17 protein-coding genes are annotated in these 20,115 nt (G+C 52.2%); all 17 read right to left on the minus strand.

The window, feature by feature from the left end; genetic code table 11:
- Positions 1-40: 40 nt before the first annotated feature.
- Positions 41-727, minus strand: a complete 687-nt coding sequence (locus NI000_RS00985) for a sulfite exporter TauE/SafE family protein (RefSeq protein WP_253406896.1) — start codon at positions 725-727, stop codon at positions 41-43.
- Positions 728-764: 37 nt separating this feature from the next.
- Positions 765-2,987 carry a heavy metal translocating P-type ATPase gene (locus tag NI000_RS00990; RefSeq protein ID WP_253406897.1) on the minus strand — a complete coding sequence of 741 codons (2,223 nt, stop codon included), beginning with the start codon at positions 2,985-2,987 and terminating at the stop codon, positions 765-767.
- A 144-nt stretch (positions 2,988-3,131) separates the two neighbouring features.
- On the minus strand, positions 3,132-3,779 hold the full coding sequence (locus NI000_RS00995; RefSeq protein WP_253406898.1) for a DUF1266 domain-containing protein: 648 nt from the start codon (positions 3,777-3,779) through the stop codon (positions 3,132-3,134).
- 46 nt (positions 3,780-3,825) lie between these two features.
- Positions 3,826-5,202: a J domain-containing protein gene (locus NI000_RS01000; RefSeq protein WP_253406899.1), complete on the minus strand. Its 1,377-nt coding sequence runs from the start codon at positions 5,200-5,202 to the stop codon at positions 3,826-3,828.
- 32 nt (positions 5,203-5,234) lie between these two features.
- A complete protein-coding gene (locus NI000_RS01005; protein WP_253406901.1) occupies positions 5,235-5,879 on the minus strand; it encodes a DUF1266 domain-containing protein in 645 nt (214 codons plus the stop codon).
- Positions 5,880-5,901: 22 nt separating this feature from the next.
- The gene (locus NI000_RS01010; RefSeq protein WP_253406903.1) at positions 5,902-7,860 is read right to left on the minus strand and encodes a J domain-containing protein; all 1,959 of its coding nucleotides are present in this window, start codon (positions 7,858-7,860) and stop codon (positions 5,902-5,904) included.
- The gene (locus NI000_RS01015) at positions 7,860-9,560 is read right to left on the minus strand and encodes a molecular chaperone HscC (protein ID WP_253406905.1); all 1,701 of its coding nucleotides are present in this window, start codon (positions 9,558-9,560) and stop codon (positions 7,860-7,862) included. Before NI000_RS01015 ends, NI000_RS01010 begins: the two co-directional genes overlap by 1 nt.
- Positions 9,561-9,726: 166 nt before the next feature.
- Positions 9,727-10,194: a nickel-responsive transcriptional regulator NikR gene (nikR, locus tag NI000_RS01020; RefSeq protein WP_253406907.1), complete on the minus strand. Its 468-nt coding sequence runs from the start codon at positions 10,192-10,194 to the stop codon at positions 9,727-9,729.
- Positions 10,195-10,391: 197 nt separating this feature from the next.
- Positions 10,392-10,835, minus strand: coding sequence for a RicAFT regulatory complex protein RicA family protein (locus NI000_RS01025; protein WP_253406909.1), 444 nt, complete (start codon positions 10,833-10,835; stop codon positions 10,392-10,394).
- Between the two features lie 28 nt (positions 10,836-10,863).
- On the minus strand, positions 10,864-12,339 hold the full coding sequence (gene miaB / locus NI000_RS01030; RefSeq protein ID WP_253406911.1) for a tRNA (N6-isopentenyl adenosine(37)-C2)-methylthiotransferase MiaB: 1,476 nt from the start codon (positions 12,337-12,339) through the stop codon (positions 10,864-10,866).
- Between the two features lie 273 nt (positions 12,340-12,612).
- Entirely contained in the window at positions 12,613-13,182 is a 570-nt protein-coding gene (pduL, locus tag NI000_RS01035) for a phosphate propanoyltransferase (RefSeq protein ID WP_253406913.1), read from the minus strand.
- Between the two features lie 114 nt (positions 13,183-13,296).
- Positions 13,297-14,163, minus strand: a complete 867-nt coding sequence (locus NI000_RS01040) for a 2-oxoacid:ferredoxin oxidoreductase subunit beta (protein ID WP_010491176.1) — start codon at positions 14,161-14,163, stop codon at positions 13,297-13,299.
- Positions 14,151-15,902, minus strand: a complete 1,752-nt coding sequence (locus NI000_RS01045; protein WP_253406915.1) for a 2-oxoacid:acceptor oxidoreductase subunit alpha — start codon at positions 15,900-15,902, stop codon at positions 14,151-14,153. The genes NI000_RS01040 and NI000_RS01045 overlap by 13 nt, the downstream gene beginning before the upstream one ends.
- 224 nt (positions 15,903-16,126) lie before the next feature.
- Positions 16,127-17,071 carry a dipeptidase gene (locus NI000_RS01050; protein ID WP_253406916.1) on the minus strand — a complete coding sequence of 315 codons (945 nt, stop codon included), beginning with the start codon at positions 17,069-17,071 and terminating at the stop codon, positions 16,127-16,129.
- A 119-nt stretch (positions 17,072-17,190) separates the two neighbouring features.
- On the minus strand, positions 17,191-17,451 hold the full coding sequence (locus tag NI000_RS01055) for a stage V sporulation protein S (RefSeq protein WP_006286829.1): 261 nt from the start codon (positions 17,449-17,451) through the stop codon (positions 17,191-17,193).
- Between the two features lie 119 nt (positions 17,452-17,570).
- The gene (locus NI000_RS01060; RefSeq protein WP_253406919.1) at positions 17,571-18,365 is read right to left on the minus strand and encodes a TIGR00282 family metallophosphoesterase; all 795 of its coding nucleotides are present in this window, start codon (positions 18,363-18,365) and stop codon (positions 17,571-17,573) included.
- A 98-nt stretch (positions 18,366-18,463) separates the two neighbouring features.
- Complete coding sequence (gene rny, locus NI000_RS01065) at positions 18,464-20,008, minus strand: ribonuclease Y (RefSeq protein WP_108534252.1); 1,545 nt, start codon at positions 20,006-20,008, stop codon at positions 18,464-18,466.
- Positions 20,009-20,115 lie beyond the last annotated feature (107 nt).

A 20,115-nucleotide genomic window follows, 5' to 3' on the forward strand; every position in this document is an offset into this window, starting at 1 on the left:
TTCATTTATGGCGGTTTTGCGGACAATCCCTTACAATTTATCACCAAAGCCAGGGATGAACACTGGGAATCCATCCGGCCGCAGCCAAGCCCCGCAGTACGGACAGCACTCCGATCCAGACGGCTACGAATTGGCCGGCCATTGCGGCCTTGCTCCGCAGCCGCTTGTTTAATTTGCCCGCAAACAGTCCTACGGAGACCAGCGCAGGCACGGTGCCCAAACCGAACAACAGCATAAGCAGCAAGCCATGCAGCGGACTTGCGCTTGCCGCCGCATTCATTTCCATGGCATAGGTCAACCCGCAGGGAAGGAATCCGAGCAGCAGACCGCTAACGACGGCGGCTCCGGCCTCCTCAGCCGTCCGGTACCGCGCCGTAAGCCGCCGGACAAGCGGCAGCCGATGCGGGTCCAATCTATGTAGCGGGAGGGCGATACGCCGCAAAGCCCACAGCAAAATAAGACAGCCGCCCAATAAGCTCGCTGTCCCCTGCACATTCGCCAGCTTCCCCGCACCATCGACGAACGAGCCGACCGCGCCCATAAACGCCCCGAGCGCGGCGTAGGTAACAATTCGGCCGGCATTGTAAGCCAATACGGATCGCAGCGGACTCGTCTTCGCTTGCAGCGCAAAGCCGGAGACGGTCGCGCCGCACATCCCGATACAGTGCGGCGCGCCGAGCAATCCAGCAAGCCAAGCCAGCGTCAGATCGTGAACGCCGATCGCCATCTTTTCTTCCCCGCCTTCTTCGCTTGGAATAAGGGAATTACACCCGTTTCAGTCGAAGTGCGTTAATAATTACCGTCAAAGAGCTTAAAGCCATTGCCGTACAGGCCATCCACGGCGCCAAATGGCCGCTTAAGGCAGCAGGAATCGCCAAAGCGTTATAGCAGAAAGATAACACCATATTCTGGTAAATATTTATCATCGTCTTTCGGCTGATCCTCACGGCGTCGGCCATCGCTTTCAAGTCGCTTTTTAACAAGTGCACATCAGCCGCTGCCTTGGCCACATCCGTTCCGTTGCCGACGGCTACGCCAATATCCGCTGCCGCGAGCGCCGGCGCGTCGTTTACGCCGTCACCGACCATGGTCACCCGCTTCCCTTTGCTCTGCAACCGGCGGATGAGCCCGAGCTTCTGGTCCGGAAGCATATCCGCGTAATACGGCACATTCCCAAGCCGTTCCGCAACCGCTTTGGCCGCCGCAGCATGATCTCCGGTTACCAGCCGGATGTCCATTCCCTGCTGTTTGAGCTGCCGCAGCGCCGATGCCGCCGTCGGCCGAAGCGTATCGGCGAGAGCGACGACCCCGGCCGGACGGCCGTCCACCGCCACATAGATCAACTGCTTCCCTTGGCTGCGCAGCAGACCGGTAACCTTTTCCGTTTCCGCAAAAGGGATGCCCTGCTCCTCCAGCCAACGCCGAGTTCCCGCGACGATCCCGCGTCCGTGCACCTCCGCCCGAACCCCGCAGCCGGGAACGGCCAAGAAACTGCCGCAGTCAGGCACCCGCAATCCCCGCCTCTCGGCCTCTTCAACAACCGCACGCGAGAGCGGATGCTCGGAGAGCTGTTCCGCGCCCGCGAGCTTGCTCAACAGCGTAGCCTGCGTTTCGCCTTCTGCGGCAATCACATCGGTCACCTTGGGTGCCCCGAACGTCACGGTCCCCGTTTTATCGAACAGAAGAATGTCCGTTTGATGAAGCCGCTCCAGTGCGGCCCCTTCCTTGTAAACGATCCCCTTCTGAGCCGCCCGGCCCGATGCGACCAGAATGGATACCGGCGTCGCCAGTCCCAAAGCGCATGGACAAGCAATCAGCAGCACGGCAATGGCCTTCTCCAAAGCCCCGCCCGCAGCACCCGGCTCGCCTAATCCGTACCAGTACAAAAAGGTGCACACGGCCGTCACGGCAATGACCGGAACAAACACCGCAGCAATTTTGTCGGCAACGCGTTGAATCGGCGCTTTCCCATTCTGCGCTTCTTCCACCATCCGAATCATCCGGGCTACCGTGCTTTGACCGCCGGTTCGCAGGACGCGGATTTCCAGCACGCCGGAACCGTTCAAGGTTCCGCCGATGACGCGGTCTCCTTTTCGTTTGATCACAGGCATGCTTTCCCCGGTTATTAGCGATTCGTCCACCGCGGATGTCCCCTGCACGACGATGCCGTCGAGAGGCACCCGCTCACCGGGACGGACGCGGAGCAGGTCGCCCTCTTTCAACGTACTTACCGGGACCCGGCGTTCGCCGTCCGGGATCAGCATGCAAGCCGTGTCCGTCTGCATCGCATGAAGCTGCGAGAGGCTATCCGCCGTACGCTTCCGGGCGGACGCTTCGATCCATCGGCCAAGCCATACGATCGTAATAATCATGGTGCTCGTATCGAAATAGTATGGGCTATGGTGCCCGCTACCCGTCATGACCTGCCCGGGATGAAACAACAAATAATGACTATACAAAAAGGCCGTTGACGTGCCCAGTACAATCAGCACATCCATATTCGCGCTTCCGTTTTTCAAAGCTTCGTAGGCCCGGATGTAAAAAGGGAGACCGAAACCGAACTGCACCGGAACGGCAAGCGCAAGCTGAAACCATGGGTTCGCCAGCAGCTCGGGCACCCAGGGCGAGGAAGAACCAACATGATGCGGGACCATCGCCCAGAAGAAAGGCAGCGTAAAAGCAAGCGAAAGCAGGAACATCGCCCGGCTGCGACGAATTTCCTCGTTGCTATGGCCGTTGATTTTCCCATCGGCCGGATGCAGCGGACGGACGCTATATCCGAGTTGTTCGATCCGGGCTGCGACTTCCTCTGCCCGGACCCGCTTCGTATCCAGCAGGACGACCGCCCGCTCTAAAGCAATATTGACGCCGACCTCCGCCACGCCTTCCATTTTGCCGACCGCCTTCTCGATGCGCGCGGCGCAAGCCGCACACGTCATACCGGTAACATGCAGCGTAATCCGGCTCAAATCCGCTTGTCCGCTCATTCGCGTCTCACTCCATTCCGATTGAGGCCCCAGCAGCCGGTCATTGTTAAACTATATGGACGAGCGGCGATTTTCATGACAAAGAAACGCGGCCACTCCGTGATGAATAGAAACGGAGAGCAGCCGCGCTGATCGTTTTTGAACCTACCTCAAGTTAACCTGACCCAAAGGACTCTCTGGTACCGTAAGCAGCTTCACGAAAAAATCCTTGTATTTTTTCACATGGTCTAAGGAAGGGGAAGCTTGATGGAAGTCGGCGCCCGCCGCAAAACCAATGATATAGTCCTTCCAGCTTGCATAAGCGATTCGGGCATGTCTGACGCACATAGCGACGATTCTCCATTGGTCCTCTTCGGGCAAATAGCCAAGACGATAGCCGGCGCAGCATAAATAGACACACCAAGAATAGTCGAATGCCGCAATCCCCTTCGCGGGCAGACGCGTTAAATAATAGGCCGCGACGTGCTGCTTGCCCGTATGGGCTCCACCCGAAGGGAGCGATTTCAAATAGCCGCGTCGTTCCGTGTCGCCAAGCCCCGATAACAGCATTTGGAAATCTTCGAATTCTTTCCGCACTCCGGTTTCGAGCAGCCACTGAAGCTCAGATTTCAATGCGGCAGAATTTTCAATTTCCCACAGCTCTAACGCACTTTGAAGACGCCGCTTGTTTTCGAACACCGCCTGCATGTTTTTAGCCAGCGCGAAAGCCATCTGCCCTTTCATGCACAAGGAAGACATGGCGTGACCATACAGCGCCAATTGAGCGCGAACCTCGGGATCGTAATAATCCATGACGAAGCGGACGGGCCTCCTTTCTTTGCTCATAACAGGGAAAATTCTAACGAAACAACATCCGAATTAAGAATAAGAAGAACCAGCCCAATACCAATATTAAAGGCAAGTTTTTTATAGAAAAAAACGACGATTTATTAACCCCAGCTTGTTGTTCCGGAAGGCGTGAAGCCGCATGTTCCGCAGGTGACGCTGGCAAGCTCGTCGGTCCGGTCTCCGGATGAGCGCCTTCGGCGAGACATACAAGCGCTTCGATGTCGTCAGGCTGCAGTTCCAGCAGACGAAGGTACATATCGCGTGCGGATGCCGGATCTCCCAGCTTTGTATAGCATTTTGCCGCAAGAGACAACGCGCCGAGATGACCCGGATTGAGAGAAAGAAAGTATTTCACATCGTGAATCGCCTCGGTCAGCCGGTTGCTTTTAACATAAATTCGGGCACGATACCAACACAGCTCTGGATCGTCGGGAGTCAAAGCCATACTGCGGTCAATGGCTGTCAGCGCACGGCTCAAGCTGCCAAGCCGGAGAAAATATTCTGCTTGCAGCCGCAGCAGGTCCGGATCGTCGGGAAACAACTCATATGCCCGGTTTAGCATCTCTTCCGCTTGTTCCATGTGATTATGTTTCAAAGCCAGCAGCGCGCCCAGCCGATACCTCAGAAAAGCCTCGCAATCGATGCCGCCCGCCTTGGTAAGGAAAGAGAAGCGCAGGCTCGTGGCGTAGTACGGATCGGCAAACACATGAAGAAACACGTTGGGAAACTGCCTGGAAAACGATTCGCGGTCGTCCCGCACCCTTTCTTTCAAGCAAAAGCTGCTTTCGAGCAGCTGCCAGATGTCCCTCGGCAAATGGGGATTCCGATTCAAAAACACGGTCATTTGTTGACGCACCTCACGTTGAAGCTTGACATCCCACATGATATCGTCATTGAGCAGCTTCAGCCACGAGTCGATTTCGATCCTTTGCGCGATGTCGCGGTACATGAGGGTCACTTTCTCCATGAACTCGTTTAACCGCTGTTCGGCGGTGCGTACGATAGGAGTAGGCTCCGCGAACAACATCCGGGAAGGGACGACAACCGGCTGGCCTGCCTCTTCCCGTTCCTCGTAACCGGACTCCGCAAACAGCATCCGGGAGGGAATAACAACCGGCTTGTCTTCCTCTTTTTGTTCGTCTTGTCCGGGATCGCTTTGCCCGCTTTCTTCTCGCTCGGCGGCAGCCTCCTCCGTAAAATCACGAAATGAATCGAGCTTAATATTTCTTTTGGCCGCACGAACCGCTTGATCGTAGGCTTCCCGAAGCCGCTGGTAGCCTTCCGGATCGTCCTCGGGATGGTGCTGCTTTAATTTCCGCGCATAAGCCTTTTTGATGACGGATAGATCATTCGTCGGTTGGATATCTAGTATGTTCCATATTTGCATAGGACAGCATGCTTCCTTTCCGCTCCAAGGGACTAGCCCAAGCTGGCCCTCCAAAAGGAATCGTTGCGCGAAAATAGCAGCTTCGTCAGCAATACGCTGTTTTGGCTTACATAATCTCCATTCAAGAGATGGGATGTAAAGACGGCGCCCACGTGAAAGCTATACAGGTAATCCTTCCAACTGGAAAAATCACCCTTCACCATTGGGATGACCTTTTCGATATAAGCCCACTTCTCCTGTTCCGTTAAATAACCCAGCTTCCGTCCGGCACAGGCTCTGTATACCGCCATGGAATAATCGTGCGCCGCTATGCCGGCGGTTGGCATGCGCCACAAATATTGCGTGACAACGGACAGCCTATGTTTGCGTGTAGGATCGTCGGTATTCTGTCCGATCGAAGCTCGTTCGGCCTCCGAAACGGATGATAGCCTACTGTACAGCTCCGCAAATTCCTTTCTGGATCCTTCCGCTATCGTCCACTCTATATTTTGTTTAAGGTCCGCTGCATTTTCGATGTTCCAAAACCTGAACAGCCCCCGTAAAATGCTTCGCCGCTCGAAGATCATCTCGGGATTGTGCAAAAAATAGTCACCGAATTTCCCGACGATACATAACGAAGTCATCGCCTCAACGTAATCGTTCATGGCCTTCTGAGCTACCGTATCAGTCATATACATGTTCTCTCCCTCCGTTTCTCCATCAGGTATAGTTGAAAAGGAACTTGCTAACCCTCCGCAGCTCCCGCAGCACCGAAACATAAAACAACCCTAAGATGAACAAATAAAAATAAATCCGCAATGGCAGGCTTGGGAGAGCCTTCTTGCTCGGCTTCGTTGTGGCGTCGATATATTTGTCCGGTGTCGGGAACGGCTTCGAAATCCCGCTCTTCGAGCTCCGGGTTTGCCAATTCTCGATTTCTGTCTTCAGCTCATCAGGCATGGAACGAACGGTTCCTTCCAGTTCTATCCTTTGAAAATCATATATTTCTTTGGCCTGCTTGTAATTGCCGACTACAAGGATTGCTTTTCCATCGAGATAGCCCATGCTGAGATGGCCCGTAATGTTCGATTGAAGTCCCTGCTTCTTAGCCTCGTCCAAAGAAAGGTACTTCGTCTTCTCCTGACCGCTGTCGTCTTTAGCCTTTACTTCTTGAATAGCCATATAAGACGCATCGGTAAGCTTTATCCGCACGGCGGCCGCTTCCGGAGGCAGAAGCTCCCATTTGGACGCGGAAGATACGTTCGTGATTTTGAGCGGCCTCACCATTTCGCTCAAATAAGCTAAGGGCGTTTCCCCCGTATGCTTCACAAACGAACTCGCTATCCAAAAATGCAGCGCCACAATGCAAATCAAGCTGAACCATTTATAGGAAACAAAAAAATAAGCCGCTTTCTTCAATTGCTTAAGCAAAGGCGTTTTTCCCAATTCCCGGTAAAGCTGCCTGATGACGCGTCCGCTGCCTTTTACACGCCGTGCTCTTAGGTCTTTTATGGTCAGTGCATTAATTTCCGCCAAAGCCAAAACCGCTTCGATATCGTTCGCATCCAATGCAAGGATTCGTTGAAACCTCTCCTTGGCCTTTTCCAGATCACCCAGTCTTTTATAGCAGGTCCCAGCCAGCGATAGCGCAAGCATGTGATCCGGAAATTGCTCAAGAATGCGCTGCAGGTCTTGAACCGCCTCAGGCAGCTTTCCATACTGCATCCAAATGCGCGAACGGTATAAATAGCCGTCTATCTGGTCGGGACACAACCGGATCAGACGATTGCTCACGGCAAGCATCCTCTCCGACTCTCCGCTGCGCCAGCCGTATTCGGCCTCCAAACGGATCACGTCCGGGTCCGCATCGAAAAGCTCCCCCGCTTTCAGCAACGACTGATTGGCAGCCGCCAAATCATTATTCATCAAAGCCAACCAGGCTTCCTCACGATAATGAAGATAGGCTTCATGATCGATCTCCCCCGCACCCAGCAGAAGGGAATACCCCATGTTTGCCGCTTCGTACGATTCCGAAAAAGCGTAATTGTATACTTGGGGGTATTGTTCCAAGAAGCTTTCCTTGTCTTCCGCAATTAGTCCATTCCAATGAAACGCGCTGTCCAGAAGCTTCCAAACCTCTTTAGGCAAAAAATAATGTTCTTCCAAAAAATCAAGCAGCCTGCCGGAAATGCCGTTTTGCTGGTTGATGTTCCATACGGCGTCGGAATTCAACAGCTCCGCCCATTGTTTCGGATCGATTCGCGACGGAAATTTGCCGTAAAGCTTCTTTACCCGCTCCATAAAATGCTCTACTTGGCTTCCGGGGTCGTCTATTCCCTTCCCCGGATCTTGCCAAATGACCATACGGGGAATACGCTGCGGTCCGTCGTCTTCATCATACAGTTCGTCTTCCTTATGCTCTGCGATATCTTCCAATTCGGTTCCGGTTTCCTGTCCAACATCTAAGGTTTCGAAAGCTTCCGTCTCTTCGTTCGATCGACTCGTCTGTTTCTGCTGCCGCTTCGCCAGCTTGATCGCCTGATCGTACGCTTCCCTTAGCTGCTGATAACCGGTCGGATCATCCTCAGGATGATGGACTTTCAGCTTAGCGGCATAAGCTTTCTTAATCGCCGATACCTCATGCGTCGGCTCGATACCCAGTATTTCCCATACCGACATTAGTAGTCACGCCACCTCTCGAAATGCTCCAGCTTCTTTCTCAGTGCGGAGGAAGCTTTTTTGATCTCCTGTTCGTTTTGAGAGGCAAGAACCCGTTCAAACTCTACCAGCAGAGACGAGATTTCCGACCGCTTCTCCCCCAGCGCTTCCTCGTACAGCCGTTCTCCCTTGGCCAGCAGCAGCCGGTTCTCCGTTCTTTCGCGGGGATGGATTTTAATATCTTTCAACTGGTTCAATCTTTCCTGAATTTCCAATTCCGACAGCTTGCCCGGATTTTTCTCGATGATCATCATCTTCTTCGCACCAGTGCTGACCGTAGTGACTTCGACCTCCAGAATACCGTTAATATCATACGTAAACCGGACGTCTATGGATTGCTCGCCGGCCTTATCCGGAGGCACCTCGGCCATCAGCTCGCCCAGCTTCAAGTTATTTTCCACCCGCCGGCCTTCCCCTTGATACACATCCACACTAATCTCTTTCTGGTTATCGTTAAGCGTACAATACGTCCTCACTTTACTGACAGGGATCGGGGTGTTCCGTTCAATAATCGGAGAGAAGTGGCCGTGGTCGTACTTCCCTTCCCCCATCCATTTCGAGGTTTCGATACCGAGGGTATAAGGACATACGTCCGTCAGAACGACCTCTTTCAAAGCCTCTTTTCTTTCCATCAGCGCGACTTGAACGGCCGCCCCCAAGGCAACGGCCTCATCGGGATTGATCTGAGTGAAAGGCAGCCGGCCGAACATTTTGCCTACCACCGACTTGATGATTGGCATTCGGGTCGCCCCTCCGATCAAAATGACGGCATCCAGATCGTCCGGGGACAAGGAAGCGTCCCGCAGCGCGCGCTCAATCGGATGACGCAGACGCAAAATCAGCTGCCCGGCAATTTTCTCAAAATCGTTGCGGTTCAAAGTCGTCTCGTATGTACGATCTTCCAGCGTGAAGCTCATCTTCCCTTCGTTGTCCGTACCTAAGAACCTTTTGCATAGTTCAGCCTGCTTGAACAGTGCGGAATGGGCTTTAAAATCCAGCTCTTGAAAATCAATCCCATGGGTTTCGATAAAGTAAGATACAAGCAGTTGGGTAAAATCTTCTCCGCCCAAATAATTGTCACCGGCTATCGACTGCACTTCCATCACGCCCTCGAAAAATTCCAGGATGGAGACATCGAACGTGCCGCCGCCCAAGTCAAAGACGAGAAACTTGGTATTATCCTGCTGCTGATGAAGACCGTAGGAGATCGCCGCAGCCGTCGGCTCGCTGATGAGCCGCTCCACCTTTAAGCCCGCAATTTCAGCCGCACGCTTCGTCGCCTTGCGCTGGGTATCATTGAAATAAGCCGGAACACTGATTACTGCCTCCGTCACGGGATGGCCGAAAAAAGCCTCCGCATCCGCCTTAAGCGATCTGATGACGAACGAAGACAGCTCTTCCGGAGAAAAAGTATACGGGCCCAGACGATACGTCTTCTCCGTTCCCATATAGCGCTTGAAGGTGGCCGCGGTAAGATCCGGATGCGTTATTAATCGTTCTTTTGCGATTTGACCGACCAGAATCTCGCCGTTTTCGTCCACACTGACTATGGAAGGGGTCAAACGCTCCCCGAGCACATTCGGAATCATAGCGGGACCGTCTTCCGTCCAATAAGCAACCAGACTGTTCGTCGTCCCCAGATCAATACCAATCTTCGTCATTCCCGGTTACCTCTTTTCCATTGTTAATGGCCTATGAAAAACGCCTTTCTTTTCCATACCCTAAGTTTATCGGTCGTTCCTTCACTTTTTTTAAATCGATATTGTGAAAATAAAATCGGCCGCCGCTTCTTTGCGTACAAAGAAACGACCGCCGGTTTAAAGGAGGCTAGCTATGATGATGCTCCGCGGCATCGGCGTGATCCTGTCCGGTCCCCCGCTCGTCCAAATACGTGACGGAAAGCTCGGCGTAAAGCACGCCCTTCTGTACTTGAATCTTGTGCTGCAGTTCCCGAAGCCTAGACAGTAAGCCGCGAACGACAATGATTTCGAGACATTGATCGTGATTCAGATGGACATGCATCGTCGAAATAATGTCGTGATGGTAATTATGCTGTAGCTCGATAAGCTGCAAAGGAAGATCGGCCGCATGGTGATCGTACACCATGACGATCGTACCCGCTACGAGCTGATCGGCCTTCAAGCCGCCCGGCTCCAGTAGCACTTTACGCACAAGATCCCGGATCGCTTCCGATCGGTTCGTGTACCCCTGCTCCGCGATATATTGATCAAACTGCTTGATCAGTTCCTCCGGCATGGATACGCCAAACCGGGTCAATACGTCTTTCTCCAACAATCGTTCACCTCAATCCGCACACTCTCCCGATTATTGTAGCACACCCGACGCCCAAACTGAATTCGGAGGCAAACGAAATAGCCCCTCCGCCGGACGGCACATTATACCAGCCGAAACCGACAAAAAACCGGCCTGCCTCCCCCCTCCAGGGCTGCAAGCCGGTTCTCAAAACTAACTGCGCATCGGTATAATGTTGTTTACTCGCTGCATCCTGAACGGGCTACGGTTCCTTGTTCTACCGTAATCGTATCGGAGATGGTATCGCGAATGACGCTCATGACAAGCTGAAGCAAGTAATTGATATCTTCCTGCGACTGCTTGAATTGGCTCACAATCGGGATCGAGTCGAGCTGATCCTGCAGCTCGTCGATTTCCTTCTCGATTTTTTCAACCATCTTCTTATTCTCGAACGACTCGAAAGCGACGATTTCCTTCTGCTTCTTTTTGATCGCGCTAATCAACGTCTGGATGTGATCGTTACCGGCAATTTGCTGCTCCGCCTGCTGGAAAAACTGAACCTCGCTCGAGGTAGCCAGCAGACCTGCCAGCTCCTTCGCTTTACCCAAAATGTCTTCACGCACGATCATTTCCGTATTCGTATACAGCTCCATGCCGCAATTCGTATATTTTTGCTCTGCCATTAGGATTCGTCACGCCCCTGCATTCGATTTATTGAGCCACGGCTTCTCCGACCAATTCGCCTTTGATGTAGAATGTCGGGGTTTCCGTTATTTTCACTTGGACAAACCGCCCTACCAATTCCTTCGGCCCTTCGAAATGAACGAGCTTGTTCGTGCGAGTCCGACCGGCCAATACGGCGGCATTGTTCTTGCTTTCGCCCTCAACCAGCACTTCCAGCGTCTGTCCTTTCAGCCGCTCATTGCTCTGCTTGGCGTAGACGTTGAGCACGTCGTTCAAACGAATGAGACGGTCCCGCTTCACCTCATAAGGCACGTTATCCTCCATGCCCGCCGCCGGCGTACCTTCCCGCGGGGAATAGATGAACGTATAAGCGCTGTCGTAGCCAACTTCCTGCACGAGCGAGATTGTTTCCTCGAACTGCTCGTCGGTTTCGCCCGGAAAACCTACGATAATATCCGTCGTCAGAACGACATCCGGAATCGCCTTTTTGATTTTGGCGACCAGCTCCAGGTAATGCTCGCGCGTATATTTGCGGCTCATCCGCTTCAAAATCTCGTTGCTGCCCGACTGCACCGGTAGATGGATATGCTCCATCAGGTTGCCTTTTTGGGCCAGCACCTCGATCAAACGGTCGTCAAAATCACGCGGGTGTGACGTCGTGAAGCGGACACGTGGAATGTCGATCTTGCGGACTTCGTCCATCAAATCGCCGAGCCCGTATTTCATATCGTCGAAATCTTTGCCGTAGGCGTTTACGTTCTGACCGAGCAGCATGATTTCCTTGAAACCCTGACGCGCCAAGTCGCGTACTTCGGCAATCACGTCCTGCGGAAGGCGGCTGCGCTCCTTGCCCCGCGTATACGGCACGATACAGTACGTACAGAACTTGTCGCAGCCGTACATGATGTTGACCCACGCTTTGATGCCTTCGCGCTTCTTCGGCAGGTTTTCGATGATGTCGCCTTCTTTGGACCATACCTCGATCACCATTTCCTTGCTGAACATCGCTTCCTTCAACAGGAACGGCAAACGATGGATGTTATGCGTGCCGAAGATCAGATCGACGAATGGATGCTTCTTCAAAATCCGGTTCACGACCGATTCTTCCTGCGACATACAGCCGCATACGCCCAGGATGAGCGACGGCTTCTCGATCTTCAGATGCTTGAGATGGCCTAGCTCGCCAAACACTTTATCTTCCGCATTTTCCCGTACGGCACAGGTGTTGAGCAGAATGATGTCCGCCTGCTTGCGGTCATCGGTGGACCGGTAGCCCATCTGCTCCAGCAACCCTTTGATCGTCTCGGTGTCGTGTTCGTTCATTTGACAGCCGTACGTTTGAATCAAGTAATACTTGTCCTTGCCGATCTCGCGCATCTCTTCCGGGATGTCGAAATCGTAATGCACTTGAATGTCTTCTTTCCCCCGCTTCTTCGCATCGCTGAGAGACGGCGGCTGGAAATATATCGAGTAATCTTTCTCGGATTTATTTTTTGTCGTCATGAAATGAATTCCTCCTGAAGCTTGCAGTATGCTGCAAAGATCATACCTTTCATTATATCATGCTTGCAGCCTGCATTTCAAAGAAATTCATGGGTGGGTAGTAGTCCGGTGAATAAAAGCCCGCTACGTGAGCGGCATCATTCTTCCGATCGCTCTTGTCCCCGTATTCTTTAATCTAATAACCCACTTAGTGGTTAGAATCCGGAGACAAAGGCGAACGCTACCGCTTCTCCAGAACGATTCCGCTCCTCCGCTTTTTATTCACCGGACTTTTTAGGCTAAAATAACGCCGATATCGCCGGTTTTAATTCCGGCCGCGTTCGCTTCGTCGGTATCGATATGCATGTCCAACGCGAATTGATCGGATACCCGGGCAATCACATGCTCAAACGTTACGCCGCGCTCTCCTTCGACGCGCACGGTAAGCTCCTGTTTATCCGCAATGCCCCACTTAGCCGCATCGTCCGTATGAAAATGAATATGGCGTGCCGCTACGATGACGCCTTCCTGCAGTTCCACTTCGCCGGCCGGGCCGATGACCTTAATCCCGGGCGTACCATCGATATGGCCGGACTCGCGTACGGGCGGATTCACCCCGAGAGCGAACGCATCGGTACGGGATACTTCAAGCTGGGATTTGCTGCGAGCCGGTCCTAAAATGCGAACCTTGTCGAAACGGCCTTTAGGTCCGACGACCGCGACCGTTTCCTCGGCAGCGTACTGCCCCGGCTGCGATAGTGCCTTCATCTCCTTTAATTCATACCCTGCGCCAAAAAGCAAAGCAATATGTTCTTTCGACAAATGAATATGTCTGGCGGAAACGCCGATCGGTACTTGTTTCATTTCCATGTGCCCCTCTCTTATGCAAAAGATTCCATGAAGCTCAAGTCTATTATACCCGCACGACATAAAAAAAGCATACGGCTCTAGGCCGTATGCTTAAGAAATTTCGAAAAATTATTTGAATTCCGCCACCAATTTTTCAAACTCTTGCTCGGTGATTTGAATATTTTGCTTCGCAAGACCTTCCGGCTTGAAGCCTGCAACCATATCCTCGTAGCTTTTTCTGCTCTTGTCTTGGTAGATAAGTCCTGTCACGAGGCTGTTCGTTTCCATGATTTTCGTCATGGCTGCAACACGGTTGGAAGCATCGTAGTCCGGCGTTTCTTCCAGATCGACGATATGCTCTTTGAACCACTCGTACGTGTTCACTTTGTTGAAGGTTACACACGGGCTGAACACGTTGATGAAGGAGAAGCCTTCATGCTTCATGCCTTCTTCGATCAAGGAAGTCAGCTGTTTCAAGTTGCTGGAGAACGATTGACCGATAAACGTAGCTCCTGCAGCCAGCGCTACTTCAAGCGGCGACAATGCGGACTCGATGGAGCCGGAGGGCGTCGATTTCGTCTTGAAGCCCTCGGCGCTGCGGGGCGACGTTTGACCTTTGGTCAAGCCGTAAATTTGGTTATCCATAACGATATAAGTGATGTTGATGTTCCGGCGGATCGCATGAACCGTATGACCCATCCCGATTGCGAAGCCGTCACCGTCGCCGCCTGCGGCGATGACAGTCAGCTCGCGGTTAGCCATTTTGAGACCTTGCGCGATTGGCAACGAACGTCCGTGAACACCGTGGAATCCGTAAGCGTTGATGTATCCGGAAATCCGGCCGGAACAGCCGATCCCTGAGACAACCGCAAGCTGTTCCGGTTCCAGACCGACATTGGCAGCCGCTCTTTGGATAGCCGCTTGCACGGAGAAGTCGCCGCAACCTGGGCACCAGTTCGGTTTGATATTGTTACGGAAATCTTTTAACGTTGCCATACAAGGTTCAACTCCTGACAGTATTTAGTGATTTCGGCAGGCAAGAACGGATTACCGTCATATTTCAACATGCTTTTAATTTTATCGGCGTAGCCAACGTTCAGCTTAATCAAGGAAGCGAGCTGAGCGGTAGCATTGTTTTCAACAACAACGACCGTTTTCGCTTTTTCCAGGTACGGCTTGATCTCTTCAACTGGGAACGGATGCAGCAAACGAACGGTGATGTGGTTCGTTTTCAACCCTTTGTCATCCAGACGACGTCTTGCTTCGTCAATCGTGCCGCCCGTGGAGCCCATACCGATGATGAGCAGATCCGGCTCTTCATGAGGAGCATCAACCAGAATCGGATTGGTTACTTTCAAGTGCTTCATTTTTCCCAAACGTTTGTCCATCATTTTCTTACGGTTAACCGGGCTTTCCGACGGACGTCCGTCTTCGGCGTGCTCAACCCCGGTTACATGGTGGATGCCGTATTTTTGACCCGGCACCGAACGTTTGGAAACACCGTTCTCGGTGAATTCGTAGCGTTTAAACATTTGGTTCTCAGCCAGAGCAGGCAGTTCGCCCGTTTGCAGCTCGCCGCGTTTGATCTGGATTTTATTGTAATCGAGCAATTCGCTTGTTTGTTTACCCAAGGAAAGCTGCAGGTCCGTCAGCAAAATAACCGGAACCTGATATTCTTCCGCCAAGTTGAACGCTTCGATCGCATCGTAGAAGCACTCTTCGATGGTCGAAGGCGACAGAACGATTTTCGGAATTTCGCCGTGCGTCCCGTGAATCATGGCAAGCACGTCGGATTGCTCCTGCTTCGTCGGAAGTCCCGTACTTGGACCGCCGCGCTGCGTATCGACGATAACGATAGGCGTTTCCGTCATACCGGCCAAGCCGATCGCTTCCATCATCAAGGAAAGACCAGGGCCTGCGGAAGCCGTCAGGGCGCGAACGCCGCCGTAGTTGGCCCCAATGGCCATCGTACATGCTGCGATCTCGTCTTCGGTTTGGATAACCGTTCCGCCGAATTTCGGCAGCGTCTTGATCAGGTATTCCATAATTTCGGAAGCCGGCGTGATCGGGTAGGCAGGCATGAAGCGGCAACCTGCGGCGACTGCGCCAAGAGCGATAGCGTCGTTACCGATCATGAACAGCTTTTGCTTGCCGTCGGCAGGCTCCAACTGGAACTCCGGCAGCGGACCGCCCGTCAATTCGAGAACGAACTCGGCAGCTTTGCGAACCGCTTCCACGTTCTTCTCCACCACGGCAGCGCCTTTGCGGCCGAACTCTTCTTCTACTGCTTTATTAAACACTTCAAGCGGCAAACCAAGCAAAGCCCAAGATGCGCCGGAAGCAGCCATATTCTTAAACAAGGAAGTGCCAAGCTCTTCCGCAATCGCCGTAATCGGCACCGGGAACAGTCTTGCTTTAACGCCTTCCGGAACGACCGGATTAACCTTTGCGTCGGCGATGATTACGCCGTTCTCGCGCAGCTCGTGCGCATTCACATCAATCGTTTCTTGGTCAAAGGCCACGAGAATGTCCAAATCGTCGGAAATGGAGCGAATCGGTTTCGTACTGATTCTGATTTTATTGTTTGTGTGGCCGCCTTTGATCCGCGAGGAAAAATGACGGTACCCGTACAAGTAGTACCCCAGTCTGGTCAATGCCGTGGAAAAGATTTTGTCGGTACTTTCCACGCCTTCCCCCTGTTGTCCTCCGACCTTCCAAGATAATTGGCTAATCAACGTTGTCCACTCCTTTTAAATTCGCTGACATGCAGCTAAACCATGAACTGTAAAGATTGATTTCATATAAAAAAAATCTTTCAGTTGTCTCATCAAATTCTATGACTAATACACGTAAAAAGCAAGGGTTTTCGACAAAATGCATAGATAGCTTTTTTAGATCAAATCCATATCGATTAGAGAATAATTTAGTTGTCTTATATCTACAAATCAGATGTTAATTTTTAATGAATGGGCAAATGACGATGCAGGAACGTAAACCAGTTGCGGTACATGATCCCTCTCACCAGCTCTTCTGGAAAACGTCTAAGCAAAGCTTCCGTCAGGTACGGGATCTTCCCCGCATGCTCCAGTCCCGGAATCCATTGATCGATGCCGTCAAAATCCGAACCGAGCACAAGCTGGCCGCTGCCCTCCAGCGAGCAAATATGCTCGACATGCTGCAGGACACCGTCAATGGATGCTTGACGGCCTTGCTGCACGAACCAGGGAACGAACGTTACGCCGATGCGTCCGTCCCTCCGGACAATTTCCCGGATTTGCCCGTTGTTCAAGTTTCTCGGATGTCCGCACACGGCTCTTGCATTGGAATGCGTCGCCACGAACGGCTTGGCCGAAGCCGCCGTCAAATCCCAGAACGCCGCCTCGGACAAATAGGACGCATCCAATAGCATACCCAAATCGTTGCAGTCTTTAATAAACGTTTTGCCGCGCCGCGTAAATCCGCCCTGCCTAGGCTCTAGCACCCCATCGGCAGCCCAATTGGCGTAATTCCATGTCGTTCCGATCATTCGGACGCCCAGATGATATAACGTCCGAAGATATAAGGGATTCCCCTGTAGCGCATCCGCGCCTTCGAGCGTGAGCATCGCTCCGGTCTGATTGCCCGTCAGCACCGCTTCCAAATCGGCACGGTTTTTAACCTGCCGCATGCGCGGATCCCGCACCACTTTCTGATAAAAAATATTTATATATTCCAAGTAATGGTCAAATTGCGGCTGAGTTATACGTTCAGGCAAGTAAATCGCAAAAAATTGCAGTTTTACGCCCCCTTGCGTCATTTTCGCATAAGATACGTCCAATGCGCTCGCATGAGGTCCGAAAAAATCAATGCCAGGGTCCTCAACCATTTTGAGCAAAGCATCACAGTGCCCGTCGATAACATGCATCGGCTATCCCCTCCTTGGGAGCAGACTTCACACTGGGCCAAAATGAAATGAAACCAAAAAAAACCTGTCTACATAAGTAAACAGGTGCTTTGGTCATTCGGTTATAAGCTGCAAAGCCATTATCTAGGTTCTACAATCAGCTTAATGGCTGTCCGGTCTTCGCCGTCGATCACAATATCGGTAAACGCTGGTATGCAGATCAAATCAACCCCGCTGGGAGCCACAAATCCTCGCGCGATGGCTACGGCCTTGATCGCTTGGTTGAGGGCCCCTGCCCCGATGGCCTGGAGCTCAGCAGCCCCGCGTTCACGCAATACTCCAGCCAACGCGCCTGCGACGGAATTTGGGTTGGATTTTGCTGACACTTTTAATACTTCCATGAAAAGTACCTCCTCGGGAATGATGATTGCTTCCAGTACTAATCATATTCTAGGAATTTGCGGTTAATTCCTTCTACCCGAAGATGGTATTTTCGAAAATATTTGAATTGTCCGTCAATTCAATCGAACAAGATCGTGTCTTCATCCATGCGAATCAATTGGATCTTTTTTCCGAGCCCTGTAGCCGGGTCCAACTCAATGCTGACGGCATGAAAATGCCATTTGCCTTCGTCCACGACAAAGCGTACGGGAAGCTGGGTTTTAAATTTTTGCAGCACGGCGTTTCGCTCCATCCCGAGAATACCGTCCCGCGGGCCGACCATCCCTACATCCGTCACATAAGCCGTGCCTTGAGACAGCAGCCGTTCGTCGTTCGTCTGCACGTGCGTGTGCGTCCCGACGACGGCGGATACTTTACCGTCCAAATGCCAGCCCATCGCCAGCTTCTCCGAAGTCGCCTCGGCATGAAAATCCACAAAGACGTACTTCGTTCTCTTTTTGGCCTGCTCTACCAGCTCAGTCGCTTTCTCAAACGGACAATCGAGCGGCGGCAAAAAGGTGCGTCCCTGCAAATTGATGAGGGCCAGCTCGATGTCCTTTACTTTAATAAACGTCATCCCTTTGCCGGGCGTTCCCTGCGGGAAATTGGCCGGCCGGACCATTCGGTCTTCCTTGTCGATAAAATCGAAAATTTCCTTCTGGTCCCACGTATGATTGCCCATCGTGATCCCATGCACGCCAAGCTCGAAGAAGTCTTTGGCGATAGCGGCCGTGATGCCCCGCCCTGCCGCCGCGTTCTCTCCGTTCGCGATAATCCAGTGCGGGTTATATTTATTTTTGAGGGTCGGCAAGCACGTTTTCAACGCTTTTCGGCCGACCGAACCGACAATATCTCCAATGAACAGTATTTTCATCGGACTCTCCCCCTACCTCACTTTAAATTTACTGCAACTTTCCGCTGAATTAGAGAGGGAAGTGGCAAAATCGCCACTTCCCTCTGTAGTGTATGCAATTATTTGGCGTATTCTACAGCGCGCGTTTCCCGAATGACCGTGACCTTGATGTGACCCGGATAATCGAGCTCGCTTTCGATTTTCTTCGTAATGTCTCTTGCCAGTCGGAATGCCTCGGTATCGTCCACCTTTTCAGGTTGAACCATTACGCGCACTTCGCGTCCGGCTTGGATCGCATACGATTTCTCGACGCCTTCGAACGATTCGGAGATCTCTTCGAGCTTCTCGAGCCTTTTGATGTACGTTTCGAGCGTTTCACGGCGCGCGCCCGGTCTTGCTGCAGACAGCGCATCAGCTGCGCCGACCAGCATAGCGATGACCGAAGTCGCTTCACAGTCGCCGTGATGCGAGGCGATACTGTTAATGACCACCGGATGCTCCTTGTACTTCTTGGCGATCTCAACGCCAATCTCGACGTGAGAGCCTTCCACTTCGTGATCCAATGCTTTCCCGATGTCATGAAGGAGACCGGCACGTTTCGCCAATGTCACGTCTTCTCCGAGTTCTCCTGCCATCAGTCCGGCGAGGTAAGCCACTTCCATGGAATGCTTGAGCACGTTTTGACCGTAGCTTGTACGGAATTTGAGTCGGCCCAAAATTTTGATCAAGTCGGGGTGAAGTCCGTGTACGCCGGTTTCGAACGTTGCTTGCTCCCCGTATTCGCGGATCCGCTCGTCGACTTCCTTGCGGGACTTCTCGACCATTTCTTCAATGCGGGCCGGATGGATTCGTCCGTCCGCTACAAGCTTCTCAAGGGAAGTTCGGGCGATTTCCCGACGAATCGGGTCAAACCCGGACAGAATGACGGCTTCCGGCGTGTCGTCGATGATCAAATCGATACCGGTGAGCGTCTCCAGCGCCCGGATATTGCGGCCTTCGCGGCCGATGATCCGGCCTTTCATCTCTTCATTCGGAAGCGCTACGACCGATACGGTCGTTTCGGCCACATGGTCGGCCGCACAGCGTTGAATAGCGAGAGTGATGATTTCTCTGGCCTTTTTGTCGCCTTCTTCTTTGGCTTGCTGTTCGATTTCCTTGATCAATTGAGCGGTTTCATGGCGAACTTCCTGCTCTACGTTGGTCAAAATGATTTGTTTGGCATCGTCCATCGTCAACGCAGAAATTCGCTCCAGCTCGGCAACTTGATCTTTATAAATCTGATCAATTTGCGTTTGGGTTTCTTCGATTCGTTTCTCCTTGTTGGCGACCTGCTCCTCTTTTTTCTCAAGAGATTCTAATTTTTTATCCAGCGATTCCTCTTTTTGCAACAATCGTCTCTCTTGTCGTTGAGTTTCATTTCGACGGTCACGAATGTCTTTTTCAGCTTCGGTTCTGAGCTTGTGAATCTCGTCTTTCGCCTCCAGAACCGCTTCTTTCTTCAGTGCTTCTGCCTCTTTACGGGCATTTTCCTTGATCTGCTCGGCAGCATGTTCAGCACTGGAAATCTTCGCCTCTGCAAGGGACTTGCGGATAAAATAACCGATCCCGAAGCATAGAGCACCAACAACGAGAACGACTATGATCCAGATGACTGTCATAGGCATCCAGTTCACCTCCTCGTTGTTTCTCCAAGGGGTAAGCTTGGGATAATCAGGTTGTTTAATCCATTCTACAAGCGCTAGTAAAAAGTAAAAATTGGCGATTTTACTTT

It is taken from the genome of Paenibacillus tyrphae, from assembly GCF_024158745.1.
Taxonomy (GTDB): domain Bacteria; phylum Bacillota; class Bacilli; order Paenibacillales; family NBRC-103111; genus Paenibacillus_G; species Paenibacillus_G tyrfis_A.